We start from the raw sequence: 22,980 nt of genomic DNA, 5'->3' as shown, positions 1-22,980 counted from the left end.
TGAGGCATTCAAGCCGAGCGGCTCGGGGAATCAGGCCGCAATGGAGAGCGCCCGCGCCGCGCCGGGAAAGTCCGGCAGCACGATATCGCAATGGCCGGGGCGGACCCAGCGCACCCGCTCGCGGGTGGCGTCGATGCAGCCGCCTTCGGCGTACACGCCCTGCGGGTCGCGGATCCGCATCATGCGTTCAAGGATGATGGCGGTGGCCTCGGGGTCGGCCAGGGTCTCGTGCACGCGTTCCTTGACGATCTGTTCATCGATATGGCGCTTGCCCGCGGCGTCGGTGCGCAGGCCGTGGCGCCAGTGGTAGATCTCGACGCACTTGGACGTCAGCGTGTACGGCGCGCCGCGTTCCCAGAAATTGTTGAACAGGCCGCCGCCCAGGTAGAACACCCAGGACCCTTCGTAGCCTTCGACGTCCGACGATTCGGCGTCGGGGTTGCGGAACCAGAGCCGGTCTCCCGGTACGTAGAAACGCTGCGGCAAGGGCGCGTCGAGCGCGCCGTATTCGTGCAGGAAGGTGTCGTGGAAACTGCCGGACATGACCGCGCGCGTTTCCCATTGGCGCTGCAGCCGGCGGCCGAGCTCGGGGTTGGCGGTCTGCAGTTCCTGCGCGATGCCGAGCACGGTGACGTATTCGGTGGCGCGGTAGCACGAGAACGAATACAACTGGCCCGAGGCCTCGGGCTGGGTGGCCTTGCGCAGCCCGTCGATCAGCGAGCGGCCCGGCAACACCGTGAAGCCGCGCGCCTCGTCGTAGGTCCAGTAGTCCTCGGGCCGCTCGGCGTGTTCGGTGTCGAAGGCCAGCGCGGTCTTGCCGGCGGCCTGCACGATGTAGCGACGGATGCGCACGGCCGAGGCCAGTTCCGCCACGCTGGGGAAGTCGAAGGCGACCGGGCTGGCCAGCATCGCCAGCACGATCTCGCGGTCCAGGTCGGCTTCGTTGGCCTCGGTGCGCAGGCTCAGCGCCCGCGCCACGCCGGTGGTGTCGTGATCGGGCAGGTAGCTGGCGGCGAAGCCAGGGGTGAGCGCGGCATGCACGCCGGTGGCGCCGGTTCGCGCCTGGCAATTGGCGGCGGCGCGCAGCCCAAGGTCGGACAGGAAGCGTTGCGTCGTTTCCAACGCCTCGGCGGCGTGGATGACAATTCCGCCCTGATCGGGAGAAGGCTGCTGCGGGGATGACGGCATGGAATACGAACCGGAAGACAACGGACAGATTATGGATAAGCGCACACGGGGCAGAGTTCCCGTCAAGCTGCAAAGGCGCGTGAATATCTGTTTCAGGCCGTGCCGGCTCGTGGAAGCCATCCCGTGGGGTCTGATCGATTGTAGGGGTGATGCCTTAATATCAGCTGTATGAATACGGCTCGCCAGCCGCAAGATTGTCATGGCGCTGTCACGCGCTAGGGCATCCGGCGCCTGGCATGACAGGCCGGCACGGTGCCGGTCCGAGACTGGATTGACGTCGGGAGGCGACGCGCAGATGATCCATCCCTTGTCCGCCGGCGTGATGGCCTTGTATCAGGCGCATGCGGCGGCGTTCGAGCGCGACCGCGGCGCCGCGTTGATCGAGCGCGCCTGGCTGGCCGACTTCCTGGCGGCGTTGCCGACGGCCACGCCGCGGGTGCTGGACATCGGCTGCGGCACCGGCGTGCCGATCGCCGGCCACCTGATCGAGCACGGCTGCCGGATTACCGGTGTCGATAGTTCGACCGCATTGCTGGCGCGCGCCGCCGCGCGCTTTCCCGAACAGGCGTGGATCGCCGCCGACATGCGCCAAATGCCTTGCGCCGGGCCGTTCGACGGCCTGATCGCGTGGCACAGTTTCTTCCATCTGTCGCCCGAAGACCAGCGGCCCATGTTCGCGCAGTTCCGGCGCCTGGCGGCGCCGGGCGCGGCGCTGATGTTCACCAGCGGCACGACGCTGGGCGAGGCCATCGGCCAGCTCGACGGCCAGCCGCTTTATCACGGCAGCCTGGACAGCGCCGAATACCGCGAGCTGCTCGCGGCCAACGGCTTCGAGGTATTGCGCCACGTCGAATGGGACGCCGCTTGCGGCAACGCGACGGTGTGGCTGGCCAGGCGGACCTGAGCCAGGCGGGGCGACGGGCCGTCAGGTCATAGATGCGGATCGCGCAGGATCGCCCGGATCCTGAGGAAGGCGTAGGCGGCGCAGCCCAGCGCGATCAGCACCACGAGCCAGGCATACGCCTTCTTGCGCTGCTTGTTGGACCAGGCGCTATCGTAGGTGGCCACCGGATCCCACAACACCTTGCCGTCCATCTGGCGCACCCCATGAACCCTGATGGGCACGTGCACGCTGAACATCTGGCCCTCGTAGACGTTCTTCAGGTCATTCGGCTCGCGGTCGGTCAGCAGTTCCAAGGTCCTTGGCAGGACGAGGCCGGTCACAACGGCGCCCGCCTCGAACGCCACGTCGGGATAGTCGTTCGAGAAATAGCAAAGAGGCCTGTAGCCGCTGTTCTGCCGGGAGCTGGCGGTCCGCGTGTAGGGGCATCCGGCCAACTTGTCCACACGCACGACGACGGCGTGCAGCGTGGCGGGATCGGGCGGCAGGTACGCCTTGTTCGCGGCGTCGAAGAGATCGCGGGACAAAATCAGTAGCATCAGGCAGAGGAACAGTGCACTTAGCGGGCGCTTGAAGCGCGCCTTGATCTCGCTCCATTCGCTCATTGGTCTGGCCTCTTCGATTGCCGTATTGTGGTGGGCGGGGGTAGGCGCGCGAATCCGGGTGGCGCATGCTCCGCCATCAGTTCCGCGACCCAGTCGATGAACACCCGCAGCTTGGCGCTGACGTGGCGGTTGGGCGGGAAGGCGATGTAGAGCGGCATCGGGTCCAGTTGCCAGTCCTCGAATAGCGGCATGAGCTCGCCGCGCGCGGCATGTTCGCGCGCCATGTAGTCGGGCAGCCACAGCACGCCCATGCCCGCCAGGCCCGCCGCCAGATAGGCGTTGCCGTCGTCCACCGCGACCACGTAGCGGCCGTGTGCGTGGACGCGTTCGTCGCCGCGCCGCATGGCGTAGGGCAGGGGCTTGCCGCTGCGCGACCAGAGGAAGCCGACGATGCGGTGGTGGCTGTCCTCGAGGTCGCGCGGATGCGCGGGCGCGCCGGCCCGTTGCAGGTAGGTGGGCGCGGCATAGACGCGCAATTGCAGGTCGCCGACGCGCCGCGCCATCAGTGACTGGTCGGTCAGTTCGCCGCCGCGCACCACGCAGTCGACGTTTTCGCCGATCACGTCGACGATGCGGTCGCTCACGCCCATGTCGAGCTGGATATCCGGATAACGCGCGTGGAAGGCGGGCAGGGCGGGTACCAGGATCATGCGCGCCAGCGGGCTGGGCACGTCGACCCGCAGGCGCCCGCGCGGCACGGACGCGGCCACGGACAGGCTGGTTTCGGCGTCGTCCATGTCGGCCAGCAGCCGCAGCACGCGCTCGTAGTAGACCGCGCCGTCGGCGGTGACGTTGACCTTGCGCGTGGTGCGATTGAGCAGCCGCACGCGCAGGCGGGCCTCGAGCTGCTGCACCAGTTGCGTGACGCTGGTCTTGCTCATGTGCAGCGTCTCGGCCGCTTTGGTGAAGCTGCCGGTTTCCACCACGCGGGCGAAGGCCTGCATTGCGTCGAAACGGTCCATCGCCACTCCAGGGGATCAGGGGATTGTTTGCATTTTACAAACAGTGATGGACAAGCTTGCCCGTTTATCGGCGGCGGCGCCGTCCGTACAGTGCCTGCATCATCAATACGGGCTTCAAGGCCCGGGACAGGAGAATGAGTATGGCAACGCGTGATGTGGTTTTTCCGGCCGGGCGCCAGGCGCTGTATGAACGCAACCGCTATTCGCCGGCGGTGCGGTCGAATGGCTTTCTGTTCGTATCGGGCCAGGTGGGCAGCCGCGAGGACGGCTCGCCCGAACCCGATCTGCAGGCGCAGGTGCGGCAGGCGTTCGACAACCTGAACGCGATCCTGAAGGCGGCGGGTGCCTGCTTCGAGGACGTGATTGACGTGACGGTGTTCATGGTGGATCCGGCGTCCCGCTTCGAGACCATCTGGCAGGTGGTGCCGGAATACTGGGGCCAGGCGCCGCATCCGACGCTGACGGCGGTTGGCGTGACCTGGCTGTACGGCTTCGATTTCGAGATCAAGGTGATCGCGAAACTGCCGCGGGACGCCTAGCCGGCCCTGGCGGCGGGGCAAGAAAAGCGACGGGGCAGGCCGGCGGGATCGCCGGGCCTGCCCCGTTTTGCGTGCCTCGTCGTATCAGCCGCGCAGACGCGCCACGGCTTGCGCCAGGTCTTCCTGCTTGCGGATCAGGGCGGCCTCGACCTGGTCGCGCGGGGTGCGGGTGTCGTCGCGGTGGCTGGTCAGGTCGGCCGCGCGCAGCAGGCCCATCAGGTCCTGGGTGCGGGTCTGCGTGGTGGGCGTGATGCGGCTCTGGTCGACCAGCTTGCCCTTGACGAACTTGCTCACCAGGGTCGACATGGTGCTGGACTCGGTGAACGAGGCCTGGGCCAGTTCGCCGTCTTCGTAGGCGATGTCGGTGCGGTTGCTGTAATCGTCGCGGATCTGGTGGAACGCGTAGTTCTGCGACTCGGGGTCCTTGGTCAGGTTCAGCTTCTGATCGGGCGAGAGCGCGCGGTGGAAGCTGGCGTTCAGCGACGATTGCTGCTGTTGCGTGATCGCCAGGTCGAGCTGGGGCCGGCCGCTGGAGGTGGTGTTCTGCGAGGTCTCGTAGGAGAAGGTGTCGAATTCGCGCGGCTGCAACGGATTGGACGCGACCGGGGCCTGGTTGATCGAGGCGGAGAAGTCGGCCAGGCCGGACAGCATGGTGCGATGCACTTCGGCCGGCATGCCCAGGCGCGTCGTGGTCTTGCCTTCCGGCGCCCAGTCGCCGTAGCTCTTGTGCAGGTCCGCGAAACCCGACTTGAACAGGGCCATCAGCGTGGCATCGCCTTCGCCGCGCTTCTGGGCGCTGTCGAACTTGCTCAGGTAGTTGTTGATGGCGGTCGTCTGCTGCTGGGCGCTGCCGAACTGGCTGGGCTGGCTGGCGTCGACGTTGATCTGGGCCGAGCCGGCCACGGTCTTGACCGTCAGCGAGCGTTGACCCGCGTCGGCCTGGAAATTGAAGCTGACGCGGTCGGGGCCCTCGGCGCCGACCGTGGCTTCCAGCGACACCGACGACAGCACGCTGGTGTTGAACTTGGCCAGCGCGCCCAGCGCCAGCTTGGGCGGCACCGAGGCCAGGCCATCGACGGCGTCCTGGAACGATTTGGACAGGCCGGCGATGGCGCTGCGTTCTTCTTCGGTGAGCTTGGCATCGCCCACGTCGATCTGCACGCCCAGGCCCTTTTCATTGCTTTCCAGGGTCACCGTGACCTTGGCGCCGCTGGCGGTGGTGATGCGCAGCGAGACCGAGTTGTCGGCCACGGCCGCGCCCTGGGGCGCGGCGATGCCGTCCACCGGGGCGGCGGCGCGGGCCGAGGGGATCGTCAGCGCGTAGTTGCCGCCATCGTTCTGCATGCGGCCCAGCAGGGCCGCGGCCAGGCCCTTGAACTGGCCGGTCAGCGAGGAGGCGCGGACGTTGTCGGACATCAGCGAGGAGAGCGCGTCGGGTTCCTGCACCTGCCCGGCAGCGACCGACTCGGGAGAATAGGTCAGCACGTTGGTCGGCTGGCCCAGCGTCACCGAGGTGGACGCGGGGATGTCGGGGCTGCGGTTGACGGTGGTGACGCGGGACACCCCGGTCGCCGGCGCCTGCGGGGCGATGACGAGCGGCGGGGTGTAGCTGGAGATCGTGGTCATGTCAGTGGTAGTCCTGGCGGGCAACAACTGCCCAATGAGGCTTGCCGGGGAGTATCACCATGACTAACGGCGGGCGCGGCGAAAAATTAATCTGCCGGTGATATTTATTTTTGCTTTTTTGAAGGCATTTATATTCAGTTAAGTGACAGCTTTGGGGGATTCCAAAAATAATGTCGACAAAACAGATGCCAGGAATCGCGAGATAATCGATGCGCGCGGGCGACGCCTGTCATGCGCCGCCGCGGGCCTTATTTCACGACATAATTCTTCGCTTCATTTTCACCGGCCCATTTACGCAGCGCGGCGATGAATTCCGGGCAGACGTTGCCGTCGACCGTGGAATCGACAATCACGCTGTCTTTCATGCGCATCAGCACCTTGCATTCATAAATGCGGGTGCGGCCCTGGTAATAACCGCTGGTGCTTTGCTGGAATACCGGCGTCGCGGCGGTCGTGTTGGTGGCCGGGATCATGCCGACGACCTGCTGGCTGGTGCCGGTCGTCACCCATTCCTGGTAAGGCGCGGCCTGGTAGTCGGACCACTCCAGTTCCATGGTGTTGCCGACGGCGCGTTTCCGGGACGGCTCGCCCAGCGCCGCGATGGCGTCGTTGATCGAGCGGCCCTGCATGTTGCGGGCGACGTTGACGCTGGGCGAGAACGACAGGCCTTCCGAGAAGACCCGGCTGAGCGAGGGCAACGAGGAGCTGCCGCCGGAGGGCATCGGGGCGCATCCGGCCAGGCTGGCGGCGGCGATCAGGCTGGCGGCCAGGCGCAGCGTCGGACGGCGGGCGGAAAGGGGCGAGGGGAAGATCATGGCTTGTGGTCGGCGCTCCGTGTCGGTCGGGCGCGGCGGCTGCGATTGCGGGCCGGGCGCCAGGCGTTTTGTTTCTCTTCGTGACAGGCCGGGGTGGCCAGCCCTGCGACGGGAGAATGATTGCAGACTGACAGCCTGCTTACGAAATGTCCGCCATTTTTACCGATAAACGGGGCCAGCTTCCTTGCGCCAATGGTGAAATTTGTTACTCAATATGCCCGCGTCGTATTGGCAAAGGGGACGGACCGACCGATCCGCTTTGCTAAGATCGTGGCCGCTGAATCCACCCGATCCGGACACTGACCATGCTATTTGCCCGATTTTCCCCGACCATCCGCGCGGCGCTCGGCGCGCTGGCGTTGATGGCCGGCCTGTTCGCGCCGCAGGCGCACGCCGACAAACTGTATGGCGGCATTGCGACGGATGGCAAGCACGCCAAGATCTATTGGGCGCTGCCCGAGGATTCGGAAAAGGCGGCCGAAGCGGCGGCGTTGGCGGCCTGCCGCAAGGGCGGCGGCAAGGACTGCAAATCGCTGAGCTGGTTTTCGGACAGTTGCATGACCTATGCCCGCAATACCTCGAACGACCTGTTCCCCGGCAACAGCGTGTCGCCGGAAATGGCGGCCAAGAAGGCGATCCGACGCTGCACCGCCGGCAGCCCCAACGGCAAATGCTGGTTGACCACGATGCCGCTGTGCGTCGGGCCGGGCTACAGCGCGCAGGACATCGAGGCGGCCAGAAGGGCCACGCCCGCCGAGCTGGAAGCCCTGTCCGCCAAGCTCAACGACCGCGAATACTGGGGCGCCGTCGCCGAGAAGGACTCGGGCGACCTGACCTACTCGGACGGCTATCCCAACGAGAAGGACGCCATCAACCAACTGCTGGAGTGGGATGAATGCACGGGCTGCACCAAGGTGCTGACCTACCGCGACACCTGCGTCGGCATGGCCTGGGCCAAGGGCGTGAAGGGGCGCGGCAGCAGCTACACCGCGCTCGATCCGGATCCGAAGGCGGCGCGCGATGCGGCGCGCAATACCTGCAGCGCCAAGAGCGGCCTGCCCAATTGCGTGGCGATGGTGCGCTGCTCGGGCCGTCCCTACATCAGCGGCTATGCCGGCGAGGACGAAAAAGCCAATTGAGATCGCCATGAGGCGGCAGCGCGCCGCCCGGCACGGCAAGCCGGCTCCCGTACAGGGGGCCGGCTTTTTTCATGGGCGCCCGGTCAATCCGCCAGCCGCGCGGCGGCGTCGCGGACCACCTGTTGCAGCCACGCCAGCGCCGCGTCGCCGGGCGCACGCCGGCTGCACACCATGTCGATATCGAAAGGGCCCGGGTCGACCTCGGGCGGCAGCGGCCGCAGGGTCAGGCCGGGGCCGGCCAGCCGCAAGGCGGCGCGCCGCGCCAGCGTGGCCACCAGGTCGGTGCCTTGCACCGCGTGCGGCAGCGCGACGATGTGGGCGAAGGTGCAGGCCACCCGGCGCCGCTGGCCCAGCCGCGCCAGGCTGGCGTCCACCACGCCGCGCGCCGAGCCGTCGTCGCTGGGCGTGAACAGCGCGTGCGGCAGCGCCACGTAGCGCGCCAGGTCCAGCTTGCGGCCGCGCAGCGCTGGATGCTGCCTGTCGGCGATGCAGACGAAGTGTTCCTGGTACAGCCGTTCGCGCAGCATGCGCTTGGGCGGCGCCAGGTGGCCGCCGATGGCCAGGTCGACGCTACCGTTGTCCAGTTGCTCGTAGAGGGCGGCGCGGTCGAGCCGCGCGATGCGCAGGTCGATGCCGGGCGCGTCGCGCCGCAGCGCCGCGACGATGTGCGGCACGATCACCACGTCGGCGTAGTCGCTGGCCGCCACGGTGAAGCGGCGGCCGGCGGCGGCCTGGGGATCGAAGCCGGCGCCTTGCGCCAGCGCCTGGCGGATCTGGTCCAGCGCCGCGCTCACGGCCGGCATCAGCGCGACGGCCTTGGGCGTGGGCTGCATGCCGTCGGCGGTGCGCAGGAACAGCTCGTCCTGGAACAGCAGGCGCAGGCGGCCCAGCGCGCTGCTGACCGAGGGCTGGGCGCGGTTGATGCGCTGGCCGGCCAGGGTCACGTTGCGGGTGTCGTAGAGCGCCTCGAAGGCGACCAGCAGGTTCAGGTCGACGGCGGAAAGATTCATGCCATCAATAATACGAATAGCGATTATGGATTTCAACAATTCCATGGCGCGGTCCTACCATGGCTGGCAGCAATGGAATCGAAGGACTGCGCAATGACGACCGTACTGATTACCGGCATCGAACCGTTCGATGGCGAAACCCTGAATCCCTCCTGGGAAGCCGCGCGGCGGCTCGATGGCGCGCAAGTGGCCGGCGCCACCCTGGTGGCGCGCCAACTGCCGTGCGTGATCGGTAAGGTGGTGGGCGTGCTGCGCCAGGCCATCGAGGACACGCAACCGGACCTGGTGATCTGCCTGGGCCAGGCGGGCGGCCGCGGCGACGTGTCGATCGAACGCGTCGCGATCAACGTGGTGGACGCGCGCATCCCCGACAACGATGGCCGCCAGCCGATCGACGAACCGGTGGTGGCGGGCGGCCCGGCGGCCTATTTCTCGACCCTGCCGATCAAGGCCATCGTGCGCGACCTGCGGCGCGCGGGCGTGCCGGCGTCGGTGTCGTCGACGGCGGGCACCTACAACTGCAACACCATCTTCTACGGCCTGTCGCACTATATCGCCACCGAGCGTCCGGCGTTGCGCGGCGGCTTCGTGCACGTGCCGTACCTGCCGGAGATGGCGGTCCATCATCCCGGCCAGCCCAGCCTGGCGCTGGAGACGCTGATCGAAGGCGTGAAGGTGATGGTGGCGACTTCGCTGGCCGTCACGGCGGACGTCAAGGAAGGCGGCGGCGCGCTGCATTGAACGGAGACGGACGATGGATACCTTCAACGACGCCGACGCCTTCGCGCTGGACGGCGTGCCGTTCCGCCACCGGCAGGTGCGGGTGGACGGCCTGGGCTATCACGTGGTGGAAGGCGGCGCCGGGCCGGCGCTGGTCCTGCTGGCGGGGTTTCCGCAGAGCTGGTACGCGTGGCGCCGGGTCATGCCCCTGCTGGCGCCGCACTTCCGCCTCTATGCGGTGGACCTGCCCGGGCAGGGCGACTCGGACAAGCCGCTGGACGGCTACGACACTCGCGCGGCGGGCGAGCGCCTGCGGGCGCTGTTCCACACGCTGGGGCTGACGCGCTACGCGCTGGCCGGGCACGACATCGGCGCCTGGATCGCCTATCCCTACGCGGCGCGCCACGCCGACGAGGTCGAGCGCCTGGTGCTGCTGGACGCGAACATCCCCGGCGTGACGCTGCCCGCCAGCTTCGAGCTGGGACCGGACAACTGGAAGCGCTGGCATTTCCTCTTCAACACCGTACCGGACCTGCCCGAAGCGCTGTTGCAGGGACGCGAGCGGGTGCTGATCGAGTGGTTCTTCAGCCGCAAGACCGCCAACAAGCCGGGCGTGTTCAGCCGCGCCGACCTGGATGAGTACGAGCGCGTCTACCAGACGCTGGGCGGCTTGCGCGGCATGCTGGGCTATTACCGCGCGGCGCACCAGTCGGCCGAGCAGAACCGGGCGCTGCGCGAGACGCCGTTGACGCAGCCGGTGTTGGCGCTGGGCGGCGAACACGGCAGCGCGCCCGATCTGTACGAGGCGCTGGGGCCGCTGGCGCGCGACCTGCGCGGCGGGGTGCTGGCCGATTGCGGCCACTATCTGCCGGAAGAGCAGCCGCGCGAACTGGCGCGGCGCATGCTGGCGTTCCTGGCGTAGCCGGGCGCGACCGCCGCGGCAGACGGCCGCCCCGGCAAGGGCCACCCCGGCGAAGGGCCGCCCCGGCAAAGGGCCGCCCCGGCATTTCCACATTGCGCATCGGTATTTGTCCGGCGCGCGGCGCGCTCCTATCCTGGCCTGCTTGGAATTTCCGCAGGGAGCAGGATGATGGGCAATCGACGCAGATCCGTACTGAAGGCCGCGCTCGGCCTGGCCGGCGGCGTGGTGGTGGGCGCGGGTTTGTTGAGCAACATGACCGGCGCCGCGCCGGCCGCCACCGACGACGCCACGCGCTATCCGAGCCGGCCGGTCAAGCTGATCGTGCCGATCGCGGCCGGCGGCAGCGCCGACAAGCTGGCGCGCACCGTGGCGCAGAAGCTGAGCGAGAAGTGGGGGCAGAGCGTGGTGGTGGAGAACCAGCCCGGCGCCAGCAGCGCTATCGGCAATGCCGCGGTGGCGCATGCGCGCGGCGACGGCTACACGCTGCTGCTGGGCGGCGACGCCTTGTCGCTGAACGCGCTGCAACCCGGCAAGCCGCTGTACGACCCGTTGCGCGATCTGCGCGGCGTGACCAAGGCGGTGGTCAATCCGCAGTTGCTGGTCGTGCGCCCGGGCCTGGGCGTGAAGACCTTCCAGGAATTCGTGGCGCTGGTGCGCAGCCGGCCCGGCGAGATCTCGCTGGCGCTGCCTGGCGGCAATGGCAGCCTGCAGCACCTGGCGGTGGAACTGCTCAACGAGCGCATCGGCGCCAAGACCAACCAGATTCCCTATCCGGGCGGCGGGCCGGCCACGCTGGATGTGCTGGGCGGCCATGTGGACGCCATGCTGATCACGCTGGCCGCCGCCACCGAGAACGTGCGCTCGGGCAAGCTGGTGGCGCTGGCGGTGACCACGCCGTACCGCTCCAAGGCGCTGCCCGAGGTGCCGACCATGCAGGAGGCGGGGCTGGCCGACTACGCGGTCGAGAGCTGGCAGGGCTTCGTGGTGCCGGCTTCGACGCCGAGCGCGCTGGTCGAGCGCATCCATCGCGACGTGGTGGCTGTGCTGCGCGAACCGGAGACCGCCACGCTGCTGGAGAACCTGGGCTTCGCCATCGCCGCCTCGACGCCCGAAGCGGTCGACCAGACCGTGCGCGACGACATCGCCACCTATCGCCGCGTGATTGCCACGGCCGACGTCAAGCTCCAGTAGGCGCGCCGCAACAGCGGTTTCATATTCATATCTGAAAGTCTTCTTTGTGTTGTGCGGCGCCGGACCGCAGCATAGAACTTCGTTCAATGCCTACGACACAACAACATGAAGACTCGCAATATCTCCGGCCGTATCCTGCAGGCGGCCGTCGCGCTGGCCCTGGCGGCCGGCGCCACCGGCGCCCACGCCGATGCCACGCTGGACAAGATCAAGGAACGCGGCACCGTCACCATCGGCGTATTGGCCAACGGCGGCGTGTTCGGCTCGATCGACCCGGCCACGCAGCAGCTCGTCGGCTGGAACCCCGACCTGGCGCGTGAACTGGCCAAGGGCCTGGGCGTGAAGGCCGAGCTGGTGCAGGTGCAGACCGCCACCCGCACCCAGTTTCTGATCTCGGGCAAGGTCGATCTGCTGATCGCGTCGATGGAGCTGAATCCGGAGCGCGCCGAGATCCTGGGCTACGCGCCGACGCCGTTTTTCCGCGTGGGCGGCGCGGCCGCCACCCGCAAGGACAGCGGCATCGCCAAGTGGGAAGACCTGCGCGGCAAGCCGGTCTGCGTGTCGCAGGGCAGCAGCTTCGCGCGTCCCCTGCAGGCCGACTACGGCGCGGTGGTCAAGGGCTACAAGAGTTCTTCGGACTCGCTGCTGGCGCTGCGCGGCGGCCAGTGCGTGGCGGCGGTGCACGATTCGACCCTGATCCATCCGCTGTTGCGCACCAATCCCGAATGGGCCGACTACCACGCGCCCATCGCCACGGAAGTGCTGCCGGCCAATTCGGTGGTGTGGACCCGCAAGGGCGAGGCCGACACCATCGCCGCCGTCGACAAGGTGATCCAGGGCTGGCACCGCAGCGGCTGGCTGATCGCCACCGAGAAACGCCTGGACATCCAGCCGCCGCAGCCGCTGCTGCAGGAACTGCACGACAAGTACAAGCAGGGCAGTTGAGCCTCGCGCCCGCCCGTGTTGGAAAAGACCGATGAATAGACAAGCAATCAAGTGGGCCGCCGCGCTGGCGCTGGCGGCCCTGGCGACCGCGGCGCACGCCGACGCCACCCTGGACCGCGTCAAGCAGCGCGGCAAACTGGTGGTGGGCGTGGACGGAGCCAGCCCGCCGTTCGGCCTGCTCGATCCGGCCACCGGCAAGGTCGGCGGCTTCCAGACCGAGCTGGGCCGCGACATCGCCACCCGGCTCGGCGTCACGCTGGAGACGGTGCCGGTGACGGCCGCGACCCGGGTGCAGTTCCTGCAGGCTGGCAAGGTCGATCTGCTGATCGCCAACATCCAGTGGACCCAGGAACGCAGCGAGATCCTGAGCTATGCGCCGACCCCGTACAACCTCGTGGGCGGCGCGGCCATGGTGTCCAAGCGCAGCGGCATCAAGCGCTGGGAAGACCTGAAGGGCAAGGTGGCCTGCGTGTCGCAGGGCAGCAATTTCGCCAAGCCCTTGCAGGAGACTTACGGCGCGGTGGTCAAGGGCCTGCGCAACATCCCTGAATCGCTGCTGGCGCTCAAGGGCGGCAGTTGCGATGCGTCGGTGCACATCCAGCCGGCGCTGTACGAGACGCTGCACGGCCCCAACGGCAAGGAATGGGACGGCTTCGAGCTGGCCACGCCGGACCAGTTGATCCCGTCGCCCACGGTGATCTGGACCCGCCGCAACGAGGCCGATACCCGCGCCTTCGTCGATGGCGTGATCCGCGACTGGCACAAGTCCGGCCTGCTGGTGAAAGAGGCCGACAGGTTCGGCGTGCCAGCCGATTACCTCAAGCAGGCCAACGCCGACGCGCAGGCCGGCAAGTTCGACAGCGCTCCCCCCGAGGCCCAGGCCAAGCCATGACGACGGCCGCCAGTGACACGCTCGATCCCCTGAACCTGATGAATCCCGGAAAGGTCCTGTCATGACTGAATCCCTGTTTCCCGGCGTGTTCGCGCGCCGCGTCCGCGGCGTGGAACTGTCGCCGATTGCCGCGGCCGGCGCGCGCGCCGCGCGGCTGGCGGCCGAGGGCCGCTCGATCGTGGTGCTGACCTCGGGCGAGCCCGACTTCGACACGCCCCAGGCCATCAAGGACGCCGCCGCGCTGGCGCTGGCGCAAGGCCAGACCAAGTACACGCCGACGGCCGGCACCGCCGCGCTGCGGCGCGCCGTGGCCGATGACTACCGCCAGCGCCACGGCCTGCCGACCGAGTCGGCCAACGTCATCATTTCCAACGGCGGCAAGCAGGTGATCTACTTGGCCCTGGCCGCCACGCTCGACGAGGGCGACGAGGTGATTGTGCCGACGCCGTACTGGCCCACCTTCCTGGATTCGGTGCGGGTCAACGGCGGCACGCCGGTGCTGGCGCCGACGGCACCGGCCGATGGCTTCAAGCTCACGCCGCAGGGCCTGCGCCAGGCGCTGACGCCGCGCACCAAGTGGCTGATCCTGAATTCCCCCGGCAACCCCTCCGGCGCGGTCTACAGCGAGGCCGAGCTGGCGGCCTTGGCCGCGGTGCTGCGCGAACATCCGTCGGTGCTGGTGCTGTGGGACGAGATGTACGAACAGATCTGGTTCGACGAGGCGCCCACGCACCTGCTGCGCGCCGCGCCGGACCTGGCGGGGCGCACGCTGGCGGTCAACGGCGTGTCCAAGGCCTACGCCATGACCGGCTGGCGCATCGGCTGGGGCGTGGGGCCGGCGGCGCTGATCGGCGTGCTGGAGGCGGTGCAGTCGCAGGTGTCGTCGGGCCCCAGTTCGCTGGGCCAGGCCGCCGCGCTGGTGGCGTTGCAGGGCGTGGCCGACGACTTCGTCGAGAACGCGCGGCTGGCCTATGCGCGCCGGGCGCGAGTGATCGTCGACGGCCTGGGCGCGGTGCCTGGCCTGAGCGTGACGGCGCCGCGCGGCTCATTCTTCGCCTGGATCGGCGTGGCCGGCCTGATCGGCAAGGTCAGGCCCGATGGCGCCGTCATCGCCGACGATGGCGACGTGGCCGACTGGCTGCTGGAGGCCGAGGGCGTGGCGGTGGTGCGGGGCGCGGCCTATGGCTTGTCGCCGTACCTGCGGCTGTCGTTCGCCGCCTCGGACGCCAAGGTGGCGGAGGCCGTCGTGCGCATCGCCCGCGCGGTCGCGGCGCTGCGGCCGGCGGCGCTGGAGGCGGCCGCATGATCGAACAGGCATTGCAGGCCTGGGTGCATTTCTTCAAGCCCCTGGGCCTGAACTACGGCTTCGTGCTGGATCCGGGCGAGCTGTCCGCCTTCGGCCACGGCCTGCTGGTGACGCTGCAACTGTGCGCCTGGACGATTCCCGTCAGCTTGCTGTTCGGCGTGCTGATCGCGGCCGGGCTCACCAGCGGCCGGCCCTGGCTGGCGCGGCCGCTGCAGGCCTTCGTCGAGCTGACCCGCAACACGCCGACGCTGGTGCAGCTCTATTGCGCCTTCCTGGTGCTGAACATGCTGATCACGCAGAAGCTGGGCGGCGGCAGCCCGATCACGCCGTTCATGTGGGTGGTGATCGTGGTGGCGCTGCACAAGGGCGTGTTCCATGCCGAGGCGCTGCGCGCCGGCATCGAGGCGGTGCCGGCGGTGACGCTGGAGGCGGCGCGCTCGCTGGCCTTCTCGCGCCGCCAGATCCTGACGCAGGTGCAACTGCCGCTGGCGCTGCGCTTCGCGCTGCCGGCGCTGGTCAACAACCTGGTGGACCTGGTGAAGATGACCGCGATCGCCTCGGCCATCGCGGTGGGGGATGTGACCTACGAGTCCATCATGATCTGGTCGCACCGCGACAACGTGCTGGAACTGCTGCTGCTGATCCTGCTGTATTTCGGCCTGCTGACCTGGCTGGTGAGCGTGGGCGGACGCTGGCTGGAAGCGCGCTTGAGGATGCCCGGCTATGGCCAATGAACTGGTATTGAATGGCGCTGCCGCGCATCGCGCGGGCGGCGGCTGGCGGGCGCTGCTGCGGGATCCGTGGGTGGTGCTGCTGCTGGCGCTGGTCGCGCTGGGCGTCGCCTGGGCGCTGACCGACAGCGCGCCGGCCGCGGTGCGGCACCTGTGGCACTGGTCGCCGGCGCTGCTGCGCGGCCTGGGCATGAACGTGCAGATCAGCGTGCTGGCCATGGCGCTGGGCACGGCTGCCGGGCTGGTGGTGGGCGCGCTGTCGCTGTCGCCTTCGGCCTTGCTGCGGCGCCTGACGCGGATCTACGTGCTGGCGTTCCGCAACGCGCCGATCCTGGTGCTGGTGTACTTCACCACCTACGTGTTCCCGTTCGAACTGAACCTGGGCGGCTGGAACCTGCCATTCCCGGACTGGATCAAGGTGGTGATCGGGCTGGGCCTGCCGGCCAGCGCCAACGTCGCCGAGATCTTCCGCGGCGCGATCCAGTCGATCCCCGAGGCGCAGTGGGAGGCGGCGCAATCGCTGGCGTTCCGGCGCGCGCAGATCTTCCGCATGATCGTGCTGCCGCAGTGCGTGCGGCGCATGCTGCCGTCGTGGATGAACCTGTACGCCAGCATCACCATGAGCACCTCGCTGGCCTCGCTGGTCGGCGTGCACGACCTGGTCGACACCGCCACGGTGGCCAGCAACACGGTGGCGCGCAGCGACTTCACCATCCTGGTCTATTTCACGCTATTGGCGCTGTTCTTCGCCTATTGCTATCCCATCGCGCGCTGGACGCGCCATCTGGAACGACGTTATGCGCATCACTGACAGCGGCGGCCACGCCGCGACCGACACCCCGCTGGTGAGCCTGCGGGACGTGCACCTGGCATTCGGCCAGACCGAGGTGCTCAAGGGCATCGACGTCGAGGTCCGGCCTGGCAACGCGGTGTCCATCATCGGCCCGTCGGGCTCGGGCAAGTCCACCATCCTGCGCTGCATCACCGGCCTGCTACGGCCGCAGCGCGGCGAGATCGAGGTCGGCGGCGTGCGGGTCGACGCGCTCAAGAGCGAGTCCGAACTGATCGCCCTGCGCAAGCGGGTGGGCTTCGTGTTCCAGCAATACAACCTGTTCCCGCACCTGAGCGTGCTGGAGAACCTGGTGATCTCGCCCACCAAGGTAAACGGCCAGCCGCGGGCCCAGGCCCAGGCGCTGGCGCGCGAACTGCTGGCCAAGGTGCGCATGGACCACAAGGAAAACGCCTACCCGGGCGAGCTGTCGGGCGGCCAGCAGCAACGCGTGGCCATTGCCCGCGCGCTGGCCCTGCGGCCCGAACTGATCCTGTTCGACGAAGTGACCTCGGCGCTGGATCCGGAAATGGTGGGCGAAGTGCTGACCGTGATCCGCGACCTGGTGCAGGACGGCCTGACCTGCGTGCTGGTCACGCACGAAATGCGCTTCGCCCAGGAGGTGAGCGACACGGTGTACTTCACCGAAGCCGGCCGCATCGTCGAGCACGGCCCGCCGGCCCGGATTTTCGGCCGGCCCGACAGCGAGCGCACCCGCGCCTTCCTGCAACGCGCCTCGGCCGAGCCGCCGGTGCGGCGCGCCCAGGCCGATCCGATCGACGCCTACCTGACCTTTGACCCGCTGCGCCTCGCAGTGTGATGCCTTTCCGCAACCCGGAGCCGACATGACCACCGAATCTTCCGTTACTCTCGAACGCCGCCAGCAGGTGCAGGACGCCCTGGCCGACATCCGCGGCCTGCTGGCCGCCGCGCCGCTGACGCGCGACCTGCTGGCGCGGATCACCACGCGCCTGGAACAACTGGCGCAACAGCGCGCGCTGTTTCCCGCCACCGAATTCGCGCCGCCGGCGCCGGGGCAGGGCGTGGGCGCCTCGACCCGCTACCGCCTCAATCCCGACGCCGCCGCCGGCGAACCGGCGCTCTACCTGAACTCGATCAACCCGGGCAAGACCACCTTGCCGCACAACCACACCACCTGGGCGGTGATCGTGGCCCTGTCGGGCCAGGAACTGAACCGCGTCTACCGCCGCAGCGACGACGGCTCGCAGGTCGGCCGCGCCACGCTGGAACAGGTGCGCGAAGTGGTGGTGCAGCCGGGGCAGTCGGTGTCGTTCCTGCCGGACGACATCCACAGCATCCACGTCACCGGCGATGCGCCGACCCTGCATTTCCACCTGTATGGGCAGCCGCTGGAGACGCTGTCGGGCCGCATCGGCATCGACCTGGCCACCGGCGAGATCGTCAACTACAACGCCACCCAGATGAAGCCGGGCCAGGAGCAGCGCGCATGAGCCTCGATCACGCCCACGTGCAGACCCGGCTGGTGCATGCCGGCAGTCCCGACCTGAAGCAGGGCGCCGGCCCGGTCAACGTGCCGGTGGTGCGCACCAGCACCGTGCGCTTCGCCGATACCGCCACCCATGCCGCGCTGAACGCGCAGCGCGCCGCCGGCGAACGCGTCGCCACCTACGGCCGCCACGGCCTGGACACGCACCAGGCGCTGGAAGCGGCGGTCGCGTCGCTGGAAGGCGGCCATCGCAGCATCCTGGCGCCGTCCGGCCTGTCGGCCATCGTGCTGGTGCTGCTGGCCACGCTGGCGCCCGGCGAACATGCGCTGGTGTCGGACAGCGTCTATTCGCCGGTGCGGCGCGTCGACAAGGCGCTGCTGCAGCGCTACGGCATCGAGGTCGAATACTTCTCGCCCGGCCGCGACGATCTGGCCGAACGCTTCCGCCCCAACACGCGGCTGCTGTACCTGGAGTCGCCCAGCTCGCTGCTGTTCGAAGTGCTGGACCTGCCGGCGCTGGCCGCCCAGGCGCGCAGCCGCGGCGTGCTGGTGGCCACCGACAACACCTGGAGCGGCGGCCTCTACTACCAGCCGCTGGCGCTGGGCGCCAACATCTCGATCCAGGCCGCCACCAAGTACCTGGCCGGCCATTCCGACGTGATGATGGGCGTGGTCACGGTCGACAGCCCCGAGCTGGCGCGGCAGGTCGGCGCCACCTACGACGCGCTCGGCCTGGCGGTGGGCGCGGACGATGCCTACCTGACGCTGCGCGGCCTGCGCACGCTGGACGTGCGGCTGGCGCGCCACCACCAGAACGCACTGAGCGTCGCCGAATACCTGTCGCGCCATGGCGACGTGGAACGGGTCTTTTACCCGGCGTTGCCGCAGGATCCGGGCCATGCGCTGTGGCGGCGCGATTTCAGCGGCGCCAGCGGCCTGGTGTCGTTCGCGTTCAAGGCCGGCCAGCCGGGTGCCGCGGCGCGCTTCATCGACGCGCTGCGCTATTTCTCCATTGGCGCGTCCTGGGGCGGCTACGAGAGCCTGGCGCTGGAAGCGGCGCCGGAACGGCTGGCCGAGCACAGCGTGTGGCAGGGCGGCCATGAAGTGGTGCGCCTGCACATCGGCCTGGAGCATCCGCTGGACCTGGTCGAGGACCTCGACCGGGCCTTCGGCGCGGTCCGCGACGGCCTGCGCCGCAGCGCCTGACGCATATGCAAATGACTGCGTTTCCTTAGGGATTCTGATTATGTAGAAGCAATTACAACCTCTTTGTCCGGTTGTACCCTCGGGGTCTAGAATTTGCCTTGTTCCACGGTTGGCGGCAGGGCATGTCTTCTATTTCTTCGATCGGATCGGTACAGCTTTCCTTCGCGGCGCGGCAATTGGATGCCGTGCGCGAGTTCTACCGCGGCACCCTCGGGCTGGATGAGATGTCGGTCCCGGACGGGCGCCTGCTGTTCGCCCTGGGCGACGCGACCCTGTCGCTGTCACCCGTGGCCGAGGTCAGCCGCGAGGTGCGGGCCGACTATCTGGCGATCCGCACCCACGCCTACGACGACATTCTGCTGCGCCTGCGCGACGCCGGCTTTCATCCGGTCTGTTCGCTGCCCGACGCCTCGCCGCGCGTCATGTACGTCAAAGATCCCAGCGGCAATCAACTGGCATTTCTCGGCTAGGCCTCGTGCTCGGCTCCCTCACACAGGCCTCGGCGATTCCATGAACTTCCAGCAACTGCGTTCCGTGCGCGAGACCGTGCGCCGCGATTTCAACCTGACCGACGTATCCGAAAGCCTGCACACTTCGCAGCCTGGCGTCAGCCGCCAGATCCGCGAACTGGAGGAAGAGGTCGGCGTCGACATCTTCGTGCGCTCGGGCAAGCGGCTGATCGGCCTGACGCCGCCGGGCGAGCAGATCCTGCCGCTGGTCGAGCAGATCCTGCAGTGCGCCGACAACATCCGCCACGCCGGCGCCGAATACGCCGACAGCCGCAAGGGCGTGCTGTCGATCGCGGCCACGCATTCGCAGGCGCGCTACGCCTTGCCGCCGGTGGTCAAGGAATTCCGCCAGCGCTATCCCGAGGTGGTGCTGCACCTGCACCAGGGGTCGCCCAAGCAGGTCTCGGAGATGCTGCTGGAGGGCGAGGCCGACATCGGCGTGGCGACCGAGGCGGTGGCCGACTATCCCGGCCTGCTGAACCTGCCGTGCTACCGCTGGAGCCACAGCGTCATCGTGCCCAAGGGGCATCCGCTCGCCTCGGTGGACGGCGGCATCAGCCTGTCGCAGCTGTCGCGCTATCCCATCATCACCTACGGGCGCGGCTACACCGGCCGGGCCCATATCGACGAGGCCTTCGCCCGCGCCGGCATTACGCCGGACATCGTCATGACGGCGATGGACGCCGACGTCATCAAGACCTATGTCGAGCTCGAACTGGGCGTAGGCATCGTGGCCGCCGTCGCCTGGGACGCCGAGCGCGACACGCGGCTTTGCGCCATTGACGCCCGCCACCTGTTCGAGATCAACCTGACGCGCCTGGCGATCCGCCGCGGGGCGTGGCTGCGCGGCTATGCCTTCCACTTCATCGAGATGTTCGTGCCGACGTTGACGCGCGCGGTGGTGGACCAGGCGCTCAAGGGCGAAGCCTGAGACCGGGCGAGGGCGCGCATCGCCGGCCGCATAACCATAGACGCATTTCTACGTTGTCCGCGCCCGGTCGCGGACGTAGGCTGATCCGGTTCTTCAACCCCAGGAATTCCGGATCCCATGAGCACCCATCCCGACGCGGCCGCAGCCGCTTTCCGCCACGATACCGAACGGGCCCGCGCCGTGCGCGACTTCATCGCGCAGGTCAAGGCGCTGGTACCGGACCCCGCGCGCGCCACGCCCGAACAACTGGCCCCGGTGGCCCGTCTGCTCGAAGCGCTCGGACGCCGCGCGGAATTGTTTCCGGCCGAGGCCTTCGCCGTGGTGCCCGGACGGCCCACCTCGATCTACCGCCTGGCCGAAGACGCCGACGGCGGCTACGCGTTGTACCTGTCGCTGGGCGAGCCCGGCAAGGCGCAGCCGCCGCACGACCACACCACCTGGGCCATCATCGCCGGCGTCTCCGGCAACGAGCGCAACGAGGTCTATGCGCGCAGCGCCGGCAATGAGCCCGGGCGCGACGTGCTGACCCACGTGCGACGGGTGGACGTGGCGGCGGGCAATTCCATCGTGCTGGGACCGGCCGACGTGCACACCATCGAACTGGTGGGCGACGCGCCCGGCGCGCACCTGCATTTCTACGGCCTGGCGCTTGACCGCCTGCACGGCCGCGTGGTGTTCGAGAGCACCGCCGGCGGCGCCTACCGCACCTTTTCGCCGCCGGCCGCGATCTACCATGCGCGCCTGTCGCCCGCCGGGTTGCAGGAAGCGCTGCGCGGCGAGGCGGAGATCGCCGTGCTCGACGTGCGCGAAGCCGGCCGCTACGCCCGCCGCCACCTGCTGTACGCAGTGCCGGCGCCGCTGTGGCGCCTGGAAGTGCTGGCCGACCGCCTGGTGCCACGCCGCGACACGCGCATCGTGCTGGTGGACGACGACGAGACCCTGGCGCATCAGGCCGCCGCCAAGCTGACGCGCCTGGGTTGGACCGACATCTCGGTGCTGGCCGGCGGCACCGACGGCTGGGAGCGGGAAGGGCGCGAACTGTTTTCGGGCACCAACGTGCCCAGCAAGGCCTTCGGCGAAGTCATCGAACACGAAAAGCACACGCCGTGGATCGACGTCGACGAACTGCACGAGCGGGTCGCGCGCGGCGACGACATCGTGGTGGTCGACAGCCGCACGCCGGAGGAATTCCACAACTTTACGCTGCCGTTCTCGCACAGCCTGCCGGGCGCCGAGCTGGTGTACCGCATCCGCGAGCTGGCGCCGGATCCCAAGACCTTCGTGGTGGTGAACTGCGCCGGCCGCACGCGCAGCATTGTCGGCGCGCAGACGCTGATCGACGCCGGCATCCCGAACCGCGTCGCGTCGCTGCGCAACGGCACCATGGAATGGCTGCTGTCCGGCCGCGAGCTGGCCTATGGCCGTCAGGCGGCGCTGCCCGAACCGTCGGCCGACAGCGCCGCCGCCGCGCGCGAGCAGGCGCGCGGCGTGGCGCAGCGGGCCGGCATCGGCCATATCGACGCGGCCACGTTGCGCGCCTTCGAGGCCGAGCAGGGCACGCGCACGCTGTACAAGTTCGACGTGCGCACCCGCGAGGAATACGAAACCGGCCACCTGCCGGGCTGGCGCTGGGCGCCCGGCGGCCAACTGGTGCAGGCCACCGACGAGTACCTGGCCACCCGGCGCGCGCGCGTGGTGCTGGCCGACTGGGACGGCGTGCGCGCCCAGACCACCGGCGCCTGGCTGGCGCAACTGGGCGCGGTCGAGGTCTACCTGTACCAGCCGCCGGCGCTGGCGGCGCTCGAACGCGGCGCCGAGCCGCGCCGCGTGCTGCGGCACCGGCCCGACGTGCCGGCGCTGCGGCCGCAGGCCTTGCAGGCGGCTATCGATGCCGGTTCGGCGGAGGTCTACGACATTGAATCGCGGTTGGCCTACGAGCGCGGCCACGTGCCCGGCGCGCGCTACGCCGCGCCGGATCGCCTGCAGGAGTTCCTGCCGGCCGACACGCAGCGGACGATCGTGCTGACGTCGCCCGACGGCGTGCTGGCCGCCGTGGCGGCGGCCGAGCTGGCCTGGCGCACCGGCCGCCCGGTGCGCTACCTGCTGGGCGGCACCCGCGCCTGGCAGGCGCAGGGCCTGCCGCTGGCGCAGGGCGCCGACGGCGTGCTGACGGGCGACGACGACCAGAGTATCAGTCCGTACCTGTTCGACGATCTCTCGGCGCGCGACCAGGGCTTTCGCGACTACCTCGATTGGGAACTGGGGTTGGTGGCGCAACTGGAGCGCGACGGCAGCGCGGATATCCGGCTGATCGCGGCGGCATAGGCGGAGCGCCTGGGTGCCGCGGGCGATGCCCGGCCAGGGCGTCCGCCGCGCGGCGCTACGGCGCCGGCCTGTCGTGAAGGCAGGCGCCGCGCTGGCCACGCGCCAGGATTCGCGGGCGCGGGTCGCGATCGACCGCGACCTGCGCATTCCGGTAATCAGGATATGACCAGTAAATTGTTCCTGACTGTAAGCTGAACAAATATGCTCCGGATTCCCAGGC

The 22,980-nt window shown here is 68.9% G+C and carries 23 protein-coding genes; 17 read left to right on the top strand and 6 right to left on the bottom strand.

The window, feature by feature from the left end; genetic code table 11:
* Positions 1-30 precede the first annotated feature (30 nt).
* Positions 31-1,188, bottom strand: coding sequence for a hypothetical protein (locus tag AAID08_RS14840; RefSeq protein WP_395756528.1), 1,158 nt, complete (start codon positions 1,186-1,188; stop codon positions 31-33).
* Between the two features lie 295 nt (positions 1,189-1,483).
* Between AAID08_RS14840 and AAID08_RS14835 the strand changes: the two genes are divergently transcribed.
* Positions 1,484-2,092: a class I SAM-dependent methyltransferase gene (locus AAID08_RS14835; RefSeq protein ID WP_372412370.1), complete on the top strand. Its 609-nt coding sequence runs from the start codon at positions 1,484-1,486 to the stop codon at positions 2,090-2,092.
* Positions 2,093-2,118: 26 nt separating this feature from the next.
* Here AAID08_RS14835 and AAID08_RS14830 read toward each other — a convergent pair whose 3' ends face one another.
* The gene (locus AAID08_RS14830; RefSeq protein ID WP_064525347.1) at positions 2,119-2,694 is read right to left on the bottom strand and encodes a hypothetical protein; all 576 of its coding nucleotides are present in this window, start codon (positions 2,692-2,694) and stop codon (positions 2,119-2,121) included.
* On the bottom strand, positions 2,691-3,656 hold the full coding sequence (locus AAID08_RS14825) for a LysR family transcriptional regulator (protein ID WP_175167972.1): 966 nt from the start codon (positions 3,654-3,656) through the stop codon (positions 2,691-2,693). The genes AAID08_RS14830 and AAID08_RS14825 overlap by 4 nt, the downstream gene beginning before the upstream one ends.
* 140 nt (positions 3,657-3,796) lie before the next feature.
* On the opposite strand from AAID08_RS14825, the gene AAID08_RS14820 reads away from it, so the two are divergent.
* Positions 3,797-4,195 carry a RidA family protein gene (locus tag AAID08_RS14820; RefSeq protein ID WP_395756527.1) on the top strand — a complete coding sequence of 133 codons (399 nt, stop codon included), beginning with the start codon at positions 3,797-3,799 and terminating at the stop codon, positions 4,193-4,195.
* An 84-nt stretch (positions 4,196-4,279) separates the two neighbouring features.
* On the opposite strand, the gene AAID08_RS14815 is transcribed toward AAID08_RS14820, so the two are convergent.
* Both AAID08_RS14815 and AAID08_RS14810 read right to left on the bottom strand, forming a co-directional pair.
* Positions 4,280-5,821 carry a hypothetical protein gene (locus tag AAID08_RS14815; RefSeq protein ID WP_395756526.1) on the bottom strand — a complete coding sequence of 514 codons (1,542 nt, stop codon included), beginning with the start codon at positions 5,819-5,821 and terminating at the stop codon, positions 4,280-4,282.
* Between the two features lie 248 nt (positions 5,822-6,069).
* The gene (locus AAID08_RS14810; RefSeq protein ID WP_054504225.1) at positions 6,070-6,636 is read right to left on the bottom strand and encodes a hypothetical protein; all 567 of its coding nucleotides are present in this window, start codon (positions 6,634-6,636) and stop codon (positions 6,070-6,072) included.
* Between the two features lie 305 nt (positions 6,637-6,941).
* Here AAID08_RS14810 and AAID08_RS14805 point away from each other — a divergent pair, with 305 nt between their 5' ends.
* Positions 6,942-7,775 (top strand): DUF4189 domain-containing protein, encoded by an 834-nt coding sequence (locus AAID08_RS14805; protein ID WP_054416954.1) that lies wholly within the window; start codon positions 6,942-6,944, stop codon positions 7,773-7,775.
* Between the two features lie 83 nt (positions 7,776-7,858).
* Here the strand turns inward: AAID08_RS14805 and AAID08_RS14800 are convergent, their stop codons facing one another.
* Positions 7,859-8,785, bottom strand: a complete 927-nt coding sequence (locus AAID08_RS14800) for a LysR family transcriptional regulator (protein WP_054504223.1) — start codon at positions 8,783-8,785, stop codon at positions 7,859-7,861.
* Positions 8,786-8,878: 93 nt separating this feature from the next.
* Here AAID08_RS14800 and pcp point away from each other — a divergent pair, with 93 nt between their 5' ends.
* The 14 genes from pcp to AAID08_RS14730 all read left to right on the top strand — a co-directional run bounded on the left by pcp (position 8,879) and on the right by AAID08_RS14730 (position 22,760).
* On the top strand, positions 8,879-9,526 hold the full coding sequence (gene pcp, locus AAID08_RS14795; protein WP_372412361.1) for a pyroglutamyl-peptidase I: 648 nt from the start codon (positions 8,879-8,881) through the stop codon (positions 9,524-9,526).
* A 13-nt stretch (positions 9,527-9,539) separates the two neighbouring features.
* Positions 9,540-10,427 (top strand): alpha/beta fold hydrolase, encoded by an 888-nt coding sequence (locus AAID08_RS14790; RefSeq protein WP_175143845.1) that lies wholly within the window; start codon positions 9,540-9,542, stop codon positions 10,425-10,427.
* A gap of 165 nt (positions 10,428-10,592) precedes the next feature.
* A complete protein-coding gene (locus AAID08_RS14785; RefSeq protein ID WP_081335367.1) occupies positions 10,593-11,618 on the top strand; it encodes a tripartite tricarboxylate transporter substrate binding protein in 1,026 nt (341 codons plus the stop codon).
* Between the two features lie 105 nt (positions 11,619-11,723).
* On the top strand, positions 11,724-12,563 hold the full coding sequence (locus AAID08_RS14780) for a transporter substrate-binding domain-containing protein (protein WP_054416957.1): 840 nt from the start codon (positions 11,724-11,726) through the stop codon (positions 12,561-12,563).
* Between the two features lie 31 nt (positions 12,564-12,594).
* Entirely contained in the window at positions 12,595-13,455 is an 861-nt protein-coding gene (locus AAID08_RS14775) for a transporter substrate-binding domain-containing protein (RefSeq protein WP_054504221.1), read from the top strand.
* Between the two features lie 61 nt (positions 13,456-13,516).
* Positions 13,517-14,761, top strand: a complete 1,245-nt coding sequence (locus AAID08_RS14770) for an aminotransferase class I/II-fold pyridoxal phosphate-dependent enzyme (RefSeq protein ID WP_395756525.1) — start codon at positions 13,517-13,519, stop codon at positions 14,759-14,761.
* A complete protein-coding gene (locus tag AAID08_RS14765; RefSeq protein WP_059270342.1) occupies positions 14,758-15,495 on the top strand; it encodes an amino acid ABC transporter permease in 738 nt (245 codons plus the stop codon). The genes AAID08_RS14770 and AAID08_RS14765 overlap by 4 nt, the downstream gene beginning before the upstream one ends.
* Positions 15,485-16,303: an amino acid ABC transporter permease gene (locus tag AAID08_RS14760; protein ID WP_054504219.1), complete on the top strand. Its 819-nt coding sequence runs from the start codon at positions 15,485-15,487 to the stop codon at positions 16,301-16,303. The genes AAID08_RS14765 and AAID08_RS14760 overlap by 11 nt, the downstream gene beginning before the upstream one ends.
* Positions 16,290-17,141 (top strand): amino acid ABC transporter ATP-binding protein, encoded by an 852-nt coding sequence (locus tag AAID08_RS14755; RefSeq protein ID WP_395756524.1) that lies wholly within the window; start codon positions 16,290-16,292, stop codon positions 17,139-17,141. Before AAID08_RS14760 ends, AAID08_RS14755 begins: the two co-directional genes overlap by 14 nt.
* Positions 17,142-17,166: 25 nt before the next feature.
* Positions 17,167-17,793 (top strand): cysteine dioxygenase family protein, encoded by a 627-nt coding sequence (locus AAID08_RS14750; protein ID WP_116791152.1) that lies wholly within the window; start codon positions 17,167-17,169, stop codon positions 17,791-17,793.
* Positions 17,790-18,995: a cystathionine beta-lyase gene (metC, locus tag AAID08_RS14745; protein ID WP_059270345.1), complete on the top strand. Its 1,206-nt coding sequence runs from the start codon at positions 17,790-17,792 to the stop codon at positions 18,993-18,995. Before AAID08_RS14750 ends, metC begins: the two co-directional genes overlap by 4 nt.
* A 122-nt stretch (positions 18,996-19,117) precedes the next feature.
* A complete protein-coding gene (locus AAID08_RS14740; protein ID WP_064525457.1) occupies positions 19,118-19,465 on the top strand; it encodes a VOC family protein in 348 nt (115 codons plus the stop codon).
* A 40-nt stretch (positions 19,466-19,505) separates the two neighbouring features.
* The gene (locus AAID08_RS14735) at positions 19,506-20,435 is read left to right on the top strand and encodes a CysB family HTH-type transcriptional regulator (protein ID WP_395756523.1); all 930 of its coding nucleotides are present in this window, start codon (positions 19,506-19,508) and stop codon (positions 20,433-20,435) included.
* A 117-nt stretch (positions 20,436-20,552) separates the two neighbouring features.
* Positions 20,553-22,760 (top strand): rhodanese-like domain-containing protein, encoded by a 2,208-nt coding sequence (locus AAID08_RS14730; RefSeq protein WP_144657463.1) that lies wholly within the window; start codon positions 20,553-20,555, stop codon positions 22,758-22,760.
* The last annotated feature ends 220 nt before the right edge of the window (positions 22,761-22,980 follow it).

The organism is Achromobacter sp. EB05, from assembly GCF_044232075.1.
Classification (GTDB): Bacteria; Pseudomonadota; Gammaproteobacteria; order Burkholderiales; family Burkholderiaceae_B; genus Achromobacter; species Achromobacter dolens.
This window is presented reverse-complemented; position numbering and strand designations above follow the sequence as displayed.

Excerpts from the sequence above, each read along its gene's own strand:
- AAID08_RS14840 (WP_395756528.1), bottom strand. The coding sequence starts at position 1,188 with ATGCCGTCATCCCCGCAGCAGCCTTCTCCCGATCAGGGCGGAATTGTC.
- AAID08_RS14835 (WP_372412370.1), top strand. The coding sequence starts at position 1,484 with ATGATCCATCCCTTGTCCGCCGGCGTGATGGCCTTGTATCAGGCGCAT.
- AAID08_RS14830 (WP_064525347.1), bottom strand. The coding sequence starts at position 2,694 with ATGAGCGAATGGAGCGAGATCAAGGCGCGCTTCAAGCGCCCGCTAAGT.
- AAID08_RS14825 (WP_175167972.1), bottom strand. The coding sequence starts at position 3,656 with ATGGACCGTTTCGACGCAATGCAGGCCTTCGCCCGCGTGGTGGAAACC.
- AAID08_RS14820 (WP_395756527.1), top strand. The coding sequence starts at position 3,797 with ATGGCAACGCGTGATGTGGTTTTTCCGGCCGGGCGCCAGGCGCTGTAT.
- AAID08_RS14815 (WP_395756526.1), bottom strand. The coding sequence starts at position 5,821 with ATGACCACGATCTCCAGCTACACCCCGCCGCTCGTCATCGCCCCGCAG.
- AAID08_RS14810 (WP_054504225.1), bottom strand. The coding sequence starts at position 6,636 with ATGATCTTCCCCTCGCCCCTTTCCGCCCGCCGTCCGACGCTGCGCCTG.
- AAID08_RS14805 (WP_054416954.1), top strand. The coding sequence starts at position 6,942 with ATGCTATTTGCCCGATTTTCCCCGACCATCCGCGCGGCGCTCGGCGCG.
- AAID08_RS14800 (WP_054504223.1), bottom strand. The coding sequence starts at position 8,785 with ATGAATCTTTCCGCCGTCGACCTGAACCTGCTGGTCGCCTTCGAGGCG.
- pcp (WP_372412361.1), top strand. The coding sequence starts at position 8,879 with ATGACGACCGTACTGATTACCGGCATCGAACCGTTCGATGGCGAAACC.
- AAID08_RS14790 (WP_175143845.1), top strand. The coding sequence starts at position 9,540 with ATGGATACCTTCAACGACGCCGACGCCTTCGCGCTGGACGGCGTGCCG.
- AAID08_RS14785 (WP_081335367.1), top strand. The coding sequence starts at position 10,593 with ATGATGGGCAATCGACGCAGATCCGTACTGAAGGCCGCGCTCGGCCTG.
- AAID08_RS14780 (WP_054416957.1), top strand. The coding sequence starts at position 11,724 with ATGAAGACTCGCAATATCTCCGGCCGTATCCTGCAGGCGGCCGTCGCG.
- AAID08_RS14775 (WP_054504221.1), top strand. The coding sequence starts at position 12,595 with ATGAATAGACAAGCAATCAAGTGGGCCGCCGCGCTGGCGCTGGCGGCC.
- AAID08_RS14770 (WP_395756525.1), top strand. The coding sequence starts at position 13,517 with ATGACTGAATCCCTGTTTCCCGGCGTGTTCGCGCGCCGCGTCCGCGGC.
- AAID08_RS14765 (WP_059270342.1), top strand. The coding sequence starts at position 14,758 with ATGATCGAACAGGCATTGCAGGCCTGGGTGCATTTCTTCAAGCCCCTG.
- AAID08_RS14760 (WP_054504219.1), top strand. The coding sequence starts at position 15,485 with ATGGCCAATGAACTGGTATTGAATGGCGCTGCCGCGCATCGCGCGGGC.
- AAID08_RS14755 (WP_395756524.1), top strand. The coding sequence starts at position 16,290 with ATGCGCATCACTGACAGCGGCGGCCACGCCGCGACCGACACCCCGCTG.
- AAID08_RS14750 (WP_116791152.1), top strand. The coding sequence starts at position 17,167 with ATGACCACCGAATCTTCCGTTACTCTCGAACGCCGCCAGCAGGTGCAG.
- metC (WP_059270345.1), top strand. The coding sequence starts at position 17,790 with ATGAGCCTCGATCACGCCCACGTGCAGACCCGGCTGGTGCATGCCGGC.
- AAID08_RS14740 (WP_064525457.1), top strand. The coding sequence starts at position 19,118 with ATGTCTTCTATTTCTTCGATCGGATCGGTACAGCTTTCCTTCGCGGCG.
- AAID08_RS14735 (WP_395756523.1), top strand. The coding sequence starts at position 19,506 with ATGAACTTCCAGCAACTGCGTTCCGTGCGCGAGACCGTGCGCCGCGAT.
- AAID08_RS14730 (WP_144657463.1), top strand. The coding sequence starts at position 20,553 with ATGAGCACCCATCCCGACGCGGCCGCAGCCGCTTTCCGCCACGATACC.